The organism is Massilia phyllosphaerae, assembly GCF_034659755.1.
GTDB classification, from domain to species: Bacteria; Pseudomonadota; Gammaproteobacteria; order Burkholderiales; family Burkholderiaceae_D; genus Telluria; species Telluria phyllosphaerae.
The window spans coordinates 516,688-529,624 of sequence record NZ_JAXSQX010000005.1; the positions used below are offsets into that span (position 1 = coordinate 516,688).

At 67.7% G+C, this 12,937-nt stretch carries 10 protein-coding genes; 3 read left to right on the top strand and 7 right to left on the bottom strand.

Going from position 1 to position 12,937, the window contains the following annotated elements; translation table 11 throughout:
• Window positions 1-33 precede the first annotated feature (33 nt).
• Genes U1H99_RS21005 through dgoD form a run of 3 tightly spaced genes read right to left on the bottom strand, consistent with a single transcriptional unit; the run spans window position 34 to window position 2,720 of the window.
• The gene (locus U1H99_RS21005; protein ID WP_323143658.1) at window positions 34-648 is read right to left on the bottom strand and encodes a 2-dehydro-3-deoxy-6-phosphogalactonate aldolase; all 615 of its coding nucleotides are present in this window, start codon (window positions 646-648) and stop codon (window positions 34-36) included.
• Window positions 629-1,564, bottom strand: a complete 936-nt coding sequence (locus U1H99_RS21010; RefSeq protein WP_323143659.1) for a 2-dehydro-3-deoxygalactonokinase — start codon at window positions 1,562-1,564, stop codon at window positions 629-631. The genes U1H99_RS21005 and U1H99_RS21010 overlap by 20 nt, the downstream gene beginning before the upstream one ends.
• A gap of 7 nt (window positions 1,565-1,571) precedes the next feature.
• A complete protein-coding gene (gene dgoD / locus U1H99_RS21015) occupies window positions 1,572-2,720 on the bottom strand; it encodes a galactonate dehydratase (RefSeq protein WP_323143660.1) in 1,149 nt (382 codons plus the stop codon).
• Window positions 2,721-2,934: 214 nt separating this feature from the next.
• Between dgoD and U1H99_RS21020 the strand changes: the two genes are divergently transcribed.
• Complete coding sequence (locus tag U1H99_RS21020) at window positions 2,935-4,266, top strand: acyltransferase family protein (protein WP_323143661.1); 1,332 nt, start codon at window positions 2,935-2,937, stop codon at window positions 4,264-4,266.
• 130 nt (window positions 4,267-4,396) lie between these two features.
• Here the strand turns inward: U1H99_RS21020 and U1H99_RS21025 are convergent, their stop codons facing one another.
• From U1H99_RS21025 to U1H99_RS21035, 3 genes are all read right to left on the bottom strand, one after another.
• A complete protein-coding gene (locus U1H99_RS21025) occupies window positions 4,397-6,967 on the bottom strand; it encodes a family 20 glycosylhydrolase (protein WP_323143662.1) in 2,571 nt (856 codons plus the stop codon).
• 85 nt (window positions 6,968-7,052) lie between these two features.
• Window positions 7,053-8,444, bottom strand: coding sequence for a sugar MFS transporter (locus U1H99_RS21030; protein WP_323143663.1), 1,392 nt, complete (start codon window positions 8,442-8,444; stop codon window positions 7,053-7,055).
• A 133-nt stretch (window positions 8,445-8,577) separates the two neighbouring features.
• Window positions 8,578-10,170: a L,D-transpeptidase family protein gene (locus U1H99_RS21035; protein ID WP_323143664.1), complete on the bottom strand. Its 1,593-nt coding sequence runs from the start codon at window positions 10,168-10,170 to the stop codon at window positions 8,578-8,580.
• A 144-nt stretch (window positions 10,171-10,314) separates the two neighbouring features.
• Between U1H99_RS21035 and U1H99_RS21040 the strand changes: the two genes are divergently transcribed.
• Window positions 10,315-10,779 (top strand): hypothetical protein, encoded by a 465-nt coding sequence (locus U1H99_RS21040; RefSeq protein WP_323143665.1) that lies wholly within the window; start codon window positions 10,315-10,317, stop codon window positions 10,777-10,779.
• A gap of 36 nt (window positions 10,780-10,815) precedes the next feature.
• Here U1H99_RS21040 and U1H99_RS21045 read toward each other — a convergent pair whose 3' ends face one another.
• Window positions 10,816-11,721: a LysR family transcriptional regulator gene (locus U1H99_RS21045; protein ID WP_323143666.1), complete on the bottom strand. Its 906-nt coding sequence runs from the start codon at window positions 11,719-11,721 to the stop codon at window positions 10,816-10,818.
• 110 nt (window positions 11,722-11,831) lie between these two features.
• Between U1H99_RS21045 and U1H99_RS21050 the strand changes: the two genes are divergently transcribed.
• Window positions 11,832-12,923, top strand: coding sequence for a porin (locus U1H99_RS21050; RefSeq protein ID WP_323143667.1), 1,092 nt, complete (start codon window positions 11,832-11,834; stop codon window positions 12,921-12,923).
• Window positions 12,924-12,937 lie beyond the last annotated feature (14 nt).

Here is a 12,937-nt window from a genome sequence, read left to right on the forward strand (position 1 = left end):
CTCTTGGCGGGACTTCGGTCCCGCTTTTTTTGCTCAAGCCTGCCGCCATGCCGCAACAAAAGCCTGCGCGCGCCGCGCCAGTTCGTCGGGCGCCACACCCGGCGTGAACAGCGCCCCGCCGATCCCCGCCCCACTGGCACCAGCCGCCTGCCATTCCCCGATCTGCGCCGGCGCCACACCGCCCACGGGCCACAGCGGCGTCCCGTCCGGCAGCACCGACTTCATCGCCTTCAGCCCTGCCGGGCCAATCATCTCGGCCGGGAACAATTTCAATATATGCGCGCCGGCGGCCAGCGCGGCAAACGCCTCGCTCGGCGTCGCCACGCCCGGTGCGCACAGCAGGCCGCGCGCCGCCGCATGGGCGATCACCGGCGGGTCGCAATTGGGCGCGACGAAGATCTGGCCGTCGGCGTCGGCGACGGCGTCGACGTCGGCCAGCGTCAGCATGGTGCCGCCGCCGACCAGCGCATCCGGCGGCGCCAGTGCGCGGATGGTGCGCATGGCGTCGATCGCGCCGGGGCGGTTGAGCGGTACCTCGATCAGGCGGAAGCCGGCATCGAACAGCGTGCGGCCGACCGCTTCGGCATCCTGCGGCGCGAGTCCACGCAGGATGGCGACCAGCGGCAGGTCAAAGTGGGGAAGCTTCATGGGGGTCCATCCTGTGGAGGAAAACGCCGAGCGCCGCGCGGTAGACGGCGTCCGGATCGAGCGGCTGCAGGTCGATGCCCAGGCGCGCCGCGGCCGTCGCATAGATGCCCTGCAGCTTCGGCGCGGCGACGGTGGTGACGCCGCCGCGCCCCGGACCGGTCAGGTCGAGCGCCGCCACCAGCTCGACGCCGATCAGCAGGCCGCTGACGAAGGAGCGCACCTGCGCCGCCGGCATGGCGCCGGTGACGGCACGGGCGCGCACGCCGAACAGGGCGTGCGTCAGGGGCGCGCGCCGCCGCGCCTCGTCGACGCCGGCGGCAAAGGCCGCATCGTCGTCGGGGCCTTTCATCAAGGGCGCCAGCGTGCCCTGCTTGCCAAGCGTCGCGAAGAATTCGCCGGTCATGAAAGTCGAGACGTGGCGGATCACGCCCTCCTCCAGCCGCACCCATTTGCTGTGCGTGCCGGGCAGGACGAACCAGCCGCTGCGCCGGCCCATGGCGACGGCGCCGAGCAGCTGCATCTCCTCGCCGCGCATCACGTCGACGCGGCCGTCGGTATCCTGGAAACGGTAGCCGGGCACGATCCGGCAGCTGCGCCCGGGGGTAGCACCGGGCACCGGCACCGGCACTAGGTGAAGCGGCAAGTCTTCCAGCGCGACGGCGGCGTCGAGATACGGCGTCTCGCGCCAGCCCTGGGCGCTGCCGATCATGCCCGAGGCCAGCACCGGCACGCCGGGGTCGATGCCCATGTCCGCCAGCAGCGCGGCCAGCGAGGCGCCGAAGTCCGGGCCGGCCGCCAGCATGCCCTGGTCGTCGGCGCGGCTGTCGACCAGGCTACCGGCGCCGTCCACCAGGTAGGCGCGGCGGTTGCTGGTGCCCCAGTCGATGCCGAGGATGCGGCGGGTGGCGTCGTTCATGCGGTCCTCACCATTCGGCGATGCTGCCGTCGGGGTGGCGCCACACCGGATTGCGCCAGTCGATGGCGCGCTGCGTGGCTTCCAGCACCGCCGCCTCGTCGATCTCGACGCCCAGGCCGGGCTTGGGCAACGGCTTGATGTAGCCGTCGACGATGGCAAAATCTTCCTTGTTCGCCACGTAGTCCAGCACTTCGCCGCCCTTGTTGTAGTGGATGCCCATGCTCTGCTCCTGCAGCACGGCGTTGTGCGACACGAAATCGACCTGCAGGCAGGCCGCCAGAGCGACCGGTCCGAGCGGGCAATGCGGCGCCAGCGCGATGCCGTAGGCCTCGGCCATGGCGCCGATCTTGAGGCATTCGGTGATGCCGCCGGCATGCGACAGGTCGGGCTGGACGATGGACAGGCCGCCCTGCTCGAACACGTGGCGGAAGTCGAAGCGCGAGAACATGCGCTCGCCGGCGGCGATCGGGATCGCCGTCTGGTCGGCCAGGCGCCGGTAGCTGTCCGCGAATTCGGGCAGCACCGGTTCCTCGACGAACAGCGGCCGCAGCGGCTCCAGCTCGCGCAGCAGCACGCGCGCCATCGGCAGCGACACGCGGCCGTGGAAGTCGAGGCCGAACTCGATGGCGTCGCCGAAGGTCTCGCGGATGTGGGCGACGCGCTTGACGGTCTCGTCGATCCGGCGCGCGCTGTCGATCAGGGCCAGGTCGTCGGTGCCGTTCATCTTGAAGGTGTCGAAGCCGACTTCGCGCCGGGCGGCGATGCCGTCGATGACGTCGTGCGGGCGGTCGCCGCCGACCCAGCTGTAGGTCTTCATGCGCTCGCGCACCAGACCGCCCAGCAATTCGTAGACCGGCACACCGAGCGCCTTGCCCTTGATGTCCCACAGCGCCTGGTCGATGCCGGCGATCGCGCTCATCAGCACCGGGCCGCCGCGGTAGAAGCCGCCGCGGTACATGGTCTGCCACAAGTCGTTGATGCGGGACGGGTCGCGCCCGACCAGGTAGTCGGCCAGCTCGTGCACGGCCGCCTCGACCGTTCGCGCACGGCCCTCGACGATCGGTTCGCCCCAGCCGACGATGCCGGCGTCGGTCTCGATCTTCAGCAGCATCCAGCGCGGCGGGATGCGGTAGGTGGAAAGCCGGATGATGTTCATCAGCCAAGTGTACGCCCGGCTGCGAAATCTTGCTTCACATGGTCGTGCTGCGTGCGCGGCCTGCCGCGGGCCAACAAACAGAGCTTACCGTGCCGCAGCCTGTGCGGCATGTAGCGTGCGTTGCAGTCCGATTTCGACCTGAAGCAGCCGTTACCTACTAACTAGCGCAACTAGACCTCGTTCCAGCCGCGCTCATTAGCAGGAAGGACCACCGATGCAAATTTGCAACAAGTGGTCAAACGGGCATCATATATTTCCTATAAAACATTATTTTCGTTATCATGTAGAACATATTCACGGTTCAGATAACGGTATGGCTATCCTCAATCCTGGCTTCTCTTTTGGCGTACTTCTAATCGCGGTCCTGTGCTGCTTTCTGCTTGCAGTCGTAAGTCCGCCTCAGAAAGCTGATAGCCGCTATCAAACGATTGATGGGTTGCGAGGGTATCTAGCACTGTTTGTATTCATCCATCATGCGTCGGTTTGGCATTTATTCATGGCGACTGGTGAGTGGACGGTGCCAGATTCAAACCTTTATACGCATCTAGGCCAGACTAGTGTGACGTTTTTCTTCATGATCACTGGCTTTCTGTTTTACGGAAAGCTACTGGGAAAAGATGCCAAGGCGATAGACTGGCCCAAGTTCTTCGTAGCGCGAACTTTGCGTCTTGGGCCGTTGTATGTAGCGGCGATGATTGCGCTGATGACTCTAGTATTTTTGCAGTCTGGCGCTAATCTAGTTGATTCACCGGGCTATATTCTGCGCTCCATCGCCCGCTGGATGCTGTTTACCATCCCAGGCGCCCCGTCAGTAAACGGGGTCTACGCGCCAATGCTGATCGCTGGCGTAAATTGGTCGCTTCCGTACGAGTGGTATTTTTACCTGGCAGTTCCGCTGCTGGCCTTTGTCCGGCGGATACAAGTCCCATGGCCATTTATGCTGGCGGGCGTAGCAATGATGACGTTCGCTTTCGCTAACGGCGCATCTACCGTGTTCATGTCAATTTTTGGCGGGGGTATAGCTGCCGCCTATGCCGTGCGCAACGCGGCATTTGTATCCTTTGCTCGATCAAAAGTCGCGTCTCTACTTGTAATGGTGCTAGTCGGCACCGTCGTGATCCTGTTCGACACAGCTTACCAATACCCTCCTCTAATCATTCTGGCAGTGGCGTTTTCGCTTATAGCTGGCGGAGCTGACTTATTCGGGGCGCTCCGCGCGCGGCCATCGCATGTGCTTGGCGAACTTTCCTATAGCATCTATCTACTGCATGGGATGCTTTTGTTTGTTACCTTTAAGTACGTCACTGGATATGAGGTGGCACGTAGTATGTCTGCTGTATCATATTGGGCCGTCGTTGGCGCTGTAGTGCCCGCACTCCTCATCATTTCCAAGTTGGCGTTCCATGCTATTGAGCTTCCTAGCATGCGGATCGTGCCATTGGTAATGGCGATGCTACGCGCCCAAAAGCTCGGCCTGGGCAGGATAAAAGCAGATGATCCGCTCATTGATCGGGCCAACGAAGATAGAGGCGGCCCGGCGTTTTAAGCGTACGCGGTTCCATCGGCAACGCCGGCACTCGTGCGACTACCTCTAGCGGTACTTTGTTGGCCGCTTGAGCGTGCGAGACGGTGCAGGGGTTTTGGCGGGCATTTTCCATAACTACATGGCCGAAGACTCAAGGCCGCTCGACCCGCGCCACCAGCCCGCGCCTGCCATTGCGGTCGAAGGCGGCCACCTGGATCAGGCCGCGCGCGCGGATCGGTCCCGCCACCGGTGGACTGTTTTTAGTGGGCAGGCTGCCGTCGGTCGTGTAGCGCAGGGTGACGCCGGGCAGCACGTGGTTGACCTTCACCCCGTCGCCTTCCACCAGCAGGCCCGGCGGCGCGATGCGGTAGGCGACGCCGGGCTGCTCGAGATCGAGGCGCGGCAGCACGCGCTGGCCCAGGGCATTCACGAAGCCGGACCAGGCCGCGCGGTGCAGCGCCGCGGCCTTGGCCGCATCCTTTTCGGTGGCCCAGGCCGGATCCGGCGCCCAGGCGCGCTCTGCCACCGCCAGCAGGCGCGGCATCACCATGTAGTCGAGGCGGCCGGTGTCGCGCAGCGTCTCGCCGAAGATGGTCGCTTCCAGCCCGCGCACGTGGCGCTTGCCGTAGTCGGTCAGGCCATCCTTGCCGCTGCGCGCGCCGGGGGCGGCGTTCTTCAGGTAGTCGAAAGGGATGAAATCGTAGACGTCGGCCAGCTCGATGTAGGCGCCCCAGGTCATCCCCGGCTCGTCGAAATTGGCGTTGTAGGCCATGTCCATGTACAGCCGGGTCACCGGCGCCAGCACGATGTCGTAGCCGCCGTTGGCCAGGCGGTAGGCAAAGTCCTCGGCACCCTCGGTGTTGTTCCAGACCCAGGCACGGAAACCGCGCTGGCTGAAACGCGGGTTCGGGATCAGCTTGCGCTGGCCGTCCAGCAGCGTGCTGCGCGCCGCCAGTTCTTCCCAGCCCGACGTGTACAGGCCCTCCTTGCGCAGGATGCCGTCGACGCGGTCGTAGAAGTAGTCCCACAGGTCGGCCACGCTGTCCAGGCCTTCCTTGCGCATGCGCGCCTGGCTCGCCGGCGAGCGCTCCCAGGCGCCGTTGGCCAGCTCGTCGCCGCCCATGTGGAGGGTGCGCAGCGGCACCCCGGCCTCGCGATGCAGCGCCGCCACCTCGGTCACCACGTGCTCGATGAAGGCGAAGCTCGAATCGAGGCCGGGATTGATCACGTTGTCGCCGAACCACTGCGCCGAGCGGTAGACCGAGCGGTCGTCCGGATCGTGCAGCAGGTAGCGGGAGGCGTCCTGCTCGCCTGCCGCCTGCAGGCGCCGATGGCGCGCATCCATCGCCTGCACCGCGGCGCGGGCGTGGCCCGGCATCTCGATTTCCGGGATGACGTCGATGTGGCGCGCGGCCGCGTAGCGCAGGATGGCGATGTAGTCGGCGCGCGTGTAGTAGCCGCTGCCGCGCGGGTCGCGCGGGTCCGGGCCGGACCCATAGGCCGGCTGCAGGCGCAGGCCGGGACGCTCGCTGTGGCCGCGCACCGCGCCGATGGCTGTCAGTTCCGGCAGGCCGGCGATCTCGAGGCGCCAGCCTTCGTCGTCGGTCAGGTGGAAGTGCAGGCTGTTCATCTTGTAGCGCGCCATCAGGTCGAGCCACTTGAACACGGTCTGCTTGTCCTGGAAGTTGCGCGCCACGTCGAGCTGGAAGCCGCGGTAGCCGAAGCGCGGAGCGTCGACGATGGTCACTTCCGGCAGCGTCGGTGCAGCGGTGCCGGGCAGCGGCATCAGGTCGCGCAGGCTCTGCAAGCCGTAGAACACGCCGGCCGGGCTGTTGCCGACGATGGCGATGCCGCTGTCGGCGCGGATCGTCAGCGTGTAGGCTTCCGGCGACGGCTGACCCGGCACGCTGCCGACGCTCAGGCGCAGCGGCGGCCCGCCGGCCGGCAGCGCCGCCGGGAACAGTGCTGCGGCCAGCGCAGCCTCGCCCGCCAGGGTGCCCGGGGCGCTTACTGCAGGCCGCCCGCGCAGGGCCAGGTGGTCGGGGCCGGTCTGCAGCTGCAAGGGCGTCGGCAGCACCGGCGGCAGCGCCGCCGCCGGCAGCAGGTCGGCGCCGGCGTTCATGCGGTAGGTATCGGCCGGCGTGGCGCTGCCCTTGCCCATGCGGTCGGGCTGCGCCACCGTCTGCGGCTGGTAGTCGCCGATCGCCACGCCGGTGCCGGGCGCGGCGTCGTACACCAGGTAAGGGCCGAGCAGCGCCTTGCCCAGCTTGGCGACGCGCCAGGCATAGCTGTATTCGGTGTCGAGCGCCGCCCCCGCGGCCAGGCCGGTAAAGCCCGGCGCCGGCCGGATGCGGAACAGGTCGCCGGCCACGTGCTCGAGCACCAGCTGCCCCGGCAGCGGTCCGGCCACGGCGCCGTCCATGACGTTGAAGTAGAGCGACCAGCCCTGCGCCGGCAGGGGGCGGCTGTCGCGGTTGGTCAGGCGCAGGCGCGCGCGCGTACCGCCGCCAGGGGCTTCCGGGGTGGTCACGTTCGGGCCGAGCTCCCAGCGCAGCTGCATCCGCGCGGCGCTGGCGAAGCCGTCGACGGCGGCGGACGCTGCTGATGCGGCTGCGGCCGGTGCCGGCTGGGCCGCGGCGGCGGCGCTACAAGAATTGGCCGCCAGCGATGCGCTCAGCAGCAGCAAGGCCAGCAGGCCGCCACGGGATGGTGGATTCCCCAAATGTCTCTCCAGGTGGTTGAAGCTTGAAAACGGTGACGGTGACGGTGACGCGGCGCCGCGGCGGCGCCGCAGCGTCGATGCGCGCTCAGGCCGGACGGGCTGCGCGGCCCCAGCTGCGCATGCGGTGGCCCCAGGCGGCGTACCAGAAGATCATGCCGTAGCAGGGCAGCATCATCCAGTAGCCGGCCTGCGGACCGGCCAGGTCGGACAGGTGGCCGTACACCAGCGGCAGGATGGCGCCGCCGCAGATCGCCATGATCAGGAGCGCCGAACCCTGCGCGGTGTAGCGGCCCAGCCCGTGCAGCGCCAGCGGCCAGATCGCCGGCCAGACCATCGCGTTGGCCAGGCCCAGCAGCGCCAGGCACATCACGCTGTCCGGCACCAGCGGCACGCCGCTCCAGCCCAGCAGCGCCTGCGACAGGCCGCTGCCGGTCTTGGAGGCAGTGGCGACGCCGATCGTCAGCAGCAGGCCCAGCACCGCGGACAGCAGCAGCGCGCGCCCCTGCGTCAGCCAGCGCGGGATCGCCACCACGCCGACCAGGTAGCCGATCACCATGCAGACCATGGTGTAGGAGGTCAGCACGCCGAAATTGGCCACCTGGAGTTCATGGCCGTACAGGCCGATGGTGTCGCCGGCGATGACTTCGACGCCGACGTAGGCAAACAGCGCCAGCGCGCCCAGCACCAGCTGCGGAAAGCGCAGCACGCCGCCGCGCTCGGTGGCGGCAGCATCGTCCTGGATGTCGGTCTCGGGCGCGATGTCGCGCAGGCCGGAAAAGTGGATGAACACCATGATCGCGAACAGCAGGCCGGCCATGCAGACATACGGGAACACCAGGCGCTGCGCCAGCACGGCACGGGCGGCGTCGCGCGCGCTTGGGGCCAGCGCGGCCAGTTCGCCCTCGGAAAAGCGGCTGATATCGGCCAGCATCAGCGAGGTGAACACCAGCGGCACCACCACCCCGGCGCCCTTGTTGAACAGGCCCATGATACTGATGCGCATGGCCGCGCTCTCGCGCGCCCCGAGGCGCACGATGTAGGGATTGATCGCGGTCTGCATCAGCGTCATGCCGCTGGCCAGCGTGAACTGGGCCGCCAGGAACAGGCCGTAGTAGCGGCTCTGCGCGGCCGGCACGAACAGCAGCGCGCCGGCGCCCATCAGCCCCAGGCCGAGCGTCATGCCGTTCTTGTAGCCGATCCGGTTCAGCACGGCCGCGGACGGCAGCGCCATGACGGTGTAGGCGATGTAGAAGGCCGAGGTGACCAGCAGCGCCTCGAAATTGTTGAGGTTGCAGACGATCTTGAGGAAAGGTACCAGCGAGCCGTTCAGCCAGGTGGCGAAGCCGAGGATGAAGAACAGCAGTCCGAGGAACAGCATCCCGGCCACCACCGATTGCGGCATCCCGGTGCCGGCTGCCGGGGCGGCGCTGGAGGATGCCGGGGTGGCGGCCTGGCGGGGTTCGGATGGCTGTTGCATGCTGGCCTCATGAGTTATCAAACAGGAATGCTAGCATTGCTTTTGGCGCAGGGCGAGCCTTTCCTGATCGAATTCAAGGGTGTCGAACTGCACCGTTGCTGTTTACATGTTTTAGTAAACCGGGTGAACCGGATCAGAGGCTGCGCCGCGCCGCCAGCGTCTGGCGCAGCTTGGCATCGCGTCCATAGATATCGCCGGCAAAGCGCGCGCTGCCGTCGGTGTCGACGATGGCAGTGGCATAGAAGATCACCACCGGGATCGACTGCGCCAGGTCGACGTGCTTCGTCGGTCCCGGCTGCAGCGCATCCTGGATGGTGTCGGCATTCCACTGGCGCTGGCGCGCGAGCACGAACTGGGCAAGCGCGGCCGGATGCTCGACCCGGATGCAGCCGTGCGACAGGTCGCGCCGGCTGCGCTGGAAGGCTTCGCGCGCCGGGGTCGAGTGCAGGTAGATGTCCATCGGGTTCGGCATTGCGAACTTGATCGCACCTAGCGCGTTCTTCGCCCCCGGACGCTGGCGCACCCTGGCCTTGCCGGCCTTCAGATCGGCCACGGAGGCATGCGCGGGCACGGTCTCCATGTCGTTCTGTTCGAGGTACTTGGGGTTGCGCGCCATCTTGGGCAGGATTTCCTTTTCCAGGATGCTGCGCGGGACGTTCCAGTAGGGGTTGAACTCGAGGTAGCGCATCTGGCCGACGAACAGCGGCGTTTCGGTCTTGAGCGCGCCGACCACGACGCGCATCTCGAGCGGCGCTTCGGCACTCGGCGCGGCGTCGCTGCCGTTTTCCAGCGCCCACAGGCGGTAGGCCGGCAGGTCGACCATGATCATCGGCCCGCGGCCGACTTCCGGCAGCCAGCGCAGGCGCTCCAGCGTCAATTCCAGCTGGCGCGCGCGCTGCGCCGGGCTGACGTTGAGCGCCTCGATCGTGCCGCGTCCCAGCACGCCGTCGTCGAGCAGGCCGTGGCGCGCCTGGAAGTGCTGGATACCCTCTTCCATCGATTCGCTGTAGGTGCCGTCCGCCGGCGGCGCGGCGTCGGCCGCCAGGTCGCCCAGCAGCACCAGGCGCTCGAACAGGTCGCGCGCGGCCGGATAGGCGCCGCCCGGCGCCACCTTGGCGGCTGGCGCCGGCAGCGCCGCATACGGCTGCCTGGCCAGGTCGCGGTAGTGCGCCAGCGCCGCCTTGACCTGGCCGTAAAGACGCAGCTGCGGCTCGGCCGCCTTGACCGCGGCCTGCAGCTTGCCGCCGGCGAGGCCGGCACGCAGCCGTTCGACCGGGTCGTACTGGCGCAGGCGCGCGTCCGGCAGCCGGGTATGGTATTCGGAACGCACGCGGCCGACGCGCAGGTCGGCCAGGTAGTGCAGCATGGCCGAGGTCAGCGCGACATCGAAGCGGGCGGGGTCGCCGCCGGCGCTCAGTTGCCGCTGCAGGGCATCGGCACCGTAGTCGCGCGGGTCCAGGCCCTGCAGCGTGGCGCGGTTCAGCACCCACAGGGCGGCGGCAGCGGTCGACGGGCTCCAGGCCGGCGCGTACTTGCGCGGGGCATAAAAGCGGTCCAGCCAGCCGCGTTCGTCGTACGGGCCGCTAGGCTGCGCGGACGACTTCGATGCCTGGACGGCCAGGGTGCGGATAGTGGCGGGCGCCGGTTGTGCGAAGGTGGTACAGGGTGCGAGCGCCGCCGCTGCACAGAACGCGAGCGCGGCGCCGATTTTCAGGCTGAGCTTCATTGCAGCATGATACCCGCTGCGCATGCCGCTGCCCAGCGGCGCCACGATTGCGCCACCAATGCGCCACGATTGCACCACTCAGTGCAGCAGCGCACCGAGATGCCGGACGCAAGCACGTATCGTCCCCAATTTACAGGAGCTGACATGGAAAAATACAAAGCAGCCGTCGTGGGCGGCCTGGTCGCGGGCGTGGTGACGACGCTGGTCATGAACGTGGGCCGCAAGACCGGCTTGCTGACCAAGACGCTGGACCGCGATGCGGTCGACTGGATCGACCGCGTCTCGGGCTCGCGCGCCGTCATCGGCGACGCCGGCACCAGCGCGGTGGAATTCGTGAATCACCTGGGCGCCTCGGCGGCGTTCGCGGCGGCCCTGCCGGCGCTGCGCGAAGCCGCGCCCTCGCTGTCCCCGGCCGCGCTGGGCGCCCTGTACGGCAGCGCGCTGTATGCCGTCAACATCGGCGCCATCGCGCCGGTCCTCGGCATCACCGAGGGCGAAATCGAAGCCGGTCCGCGCAAGGCCGGCGAGCGCTGGGCGATCCACGTGCTGCAGGCCGTGGTCAGCGCGGTCGTGGCCGAACGGCTGGCGTCGCGTCCTCTCAGCGAGTAAGCCTCCGACTTCGCATCCGGGGCGGCACGCGCCGCCTCAGGATGCCCGCTTCAGCAGCGCCTCCGACAGCATCTCGAACAGCGTGCGCGCCGCCGGCGCCATGCTGTGGTCGCGCTTGGTGATCAAGCCGAGCGTGCGCTTGATCTCCGGGTTCACCAGCGGCACGCCGACGATGCCGTCCGGACGGCCCGGCAGCACCGACAGGCCGGGCACGGCGGCCACGCCGATGCCGGCTTCGACCAGCGCCAGCACGCCGGACACGTGATTCACTTCGCACAGGATGACCGGGTGCTTCTCGATGCCGGCCAGCGCGGCGTCGATCACGCTGCGGTTGCCGCTCGACTTGGCGACCGAGATATAGCGTTCGTCCACCGTGTCCTTCCAGTTCAGCACCTTGCGCCCGGCCAGCGGATGGTCGTGCCGCATCGCCAGCACATAGCTTTCCACATGCACCGGCTCGAACACGATCTCCGGGTTTTCGGCGCCGGCGAAGTTGATCCCGAAGTCGGCCTCCCCGCTCAGCACCAGGTTCAGCACGTCCTGGGCGCTCTCGTCGTGCACGCGTACGCGGATGCGCGGGTAGCGCGCGCTGAACTGTTTCAGCACCTCGGGCAGGAAATGCCAGACCGCGGACGGCACGCAGGCGCAGGTGACGCTGCCGGTGCGGTGGGCGGCCAGGTCGGCAATGCCCAGCACCGCGTCTTCCAGTCCGTCGAGCGCGGTGCGCACGTTCACCAGGAAGGTCTCGCCGACGTTGGTGAGCTGGACCCGGCGCGTGGTGCGCTCGAACAGCTTGACGCCGAGGCTTTCTTCCAGCTTGTCGATGCGCCGGCTGAGCGCGGACTGGGACAGGAACAAATCGGCCGCCGCCTGGCGAAAGCTGGCGCGTTCGGCCACGGCGACGAAGGCTTGCAGGTCGAGGATGTCGTAATTGATGCGCATGGCGCAAGAATACGCCAGAAAATTGCAATTATCAAATCACTCATTCTCAGGGATGATGACTGTTATACGAAAATCAGCCTCGACAAGAAGGCACACCCATGGAGACAAACGTGCGCCAATCCTGCATGTTCACCGCCCTGCTCGTTGCGAGCAGCGCCTGCACCGCCCAATCCGGCGTCGACCTGTACGGCATCGTCGATGTCGGTGTCCGCTCGCTGAACGGCCTGAGCGCCGGCAATACCCCGCTGCCGTCGGGCACCAATCAGTCGCTCAGCAGCGGCGTCGACAACACCAGCCGCTGGGGCATCCGCGGCCAGGAGTCGCTCGGCGGCGACTGGAAAGCCGTGTTCCGGCTCGAAGGCGGCATCAATGCCGATACCGGCACCTCGGCCAAGAGCGACCGCCTGTTCGACCGCCAGGCCTGGGTCGGCCTCGATTCTCCCTACGGCGCCGTGGCCCTGGGCCGCCAGCCGACGCTGCTGTCGGATGCCCTGCTGCCGGTCGATCCGATCGGCAAGCGCTTCGCCAGCTTCAACCCGAACATCAACATCGCGGGGCTGAGCAACACCAAGTTCGGCACCCACGCCTTCGGCACCCAGTACGGCCCCAGCGGCTACGCCGACAATTTCTACCGCCTCGACAATACGCTGAAGTACACCGCCACCGTCGGCCCGTGGCAGGCGCGCGCGGCCTACTCGTTCGGCGAGGTGCCGGGCGACACCGCGGCGCTGTCGAGCCATGGCGTGGCGCTGGCCTACCAGCAGGCGGCGTGGTCGGTGTCCGGCGCCACCATGCAGTTCCGCAGCCGCGACGGCCTGCCGCTGGATGCCTGGACGCTCGGCGCCGCGCTCAAGCTCGACGCCTGGCAGTTCAAGGCCAACCTCGCCCGCAACCATGCCGACACCGGACCGGAGCGCAGCGTGCAGCAGCGCGTGCTGTCGGCCGGCGTGAGCCACCCGGCCGGTCCCGGGGTGCTGGTCACCGCGGCCTGGTACGGCGTGCGGCGCGCAGCCACCGGCTTCGTCGACGACGGCTTCGACCGCGAATTCCTGTTCATCGAAAAGTCGCTGGCCCCGCGCACCACCGCCTACGTCGAAGCCGACTACACCACCTGGCGCGGCGACGCCGCCGGCTTGACGGCGGCGCGCGCCAACGACCGCCACGGCGCCGCCCTGACGCTCGGGCTCATGCAGAAATTCTAACGGAGACAAGGAGA

What these genes read in the sequence shown, in the direction of transcription:
- U1H99_RS21020 (WP_323143661.1), top strand. Translation starts at nt 2,935, where the DNA reads ATGCAAATTTGCAACAAGTGGTCAAACGGGCATCATATATTTCCTATA.
- U1H99_RS21040 (WP_323143665.1), top strand. Translation starts at nt 10,315, where the DNA reads ATGGAAAAATACAAAGCAGCCGTCGTGGGCGGCCTGGTCGCGGGCGTG.
- U1H99_RS21030 (WP_323143663.1), bottom strand. Translation starts at nt 8,444, where the DNA reads ATGCAACAGCCATCCGAACCCCGCCAGGCCGCCACCCCGGCATCCTCC.
- U1H99_RS21035 (WP_323143664.1), bottom strand. Translation starts at nt 10,170, where the DNA reads ATGAAGCTCAGCCTGAAAATCGGCGCCGCGCTCGCGTTCTGTGCAGCG.
- U1H99_RS21005 (WP_323143658.1), bottom strand. Translation starts at nt 648, where the DNA reads ATGAAGCTTCCCCACTTTGACCTGCCGCTGGTCGCCATCCTGCGTGGA.
- U1H99_RS21010 (WP_323143659.1), bottom strand. Translation starts at nt 1,564, where the DNA reads ATGAACGACGCCACCCGCCGCATCCTCGGCATCGACTGGGGCACCAGC.
- dgoD (WP_323143660.1), bottom strand. Translation starts at nt 2,720, where the DNA reads ATGAACATCATCCGGCTTTCCACCTACCGCATCCCGCCGCGCTGGATG.
- U1H99_RS21045 (WP_323143666.1), bottom strand. Translation starts at nt 11,721, where the DNA reads ATGCGCATCAATTACGACATCCTCGACCTGCAAGCCTTCGTCGCCGTG.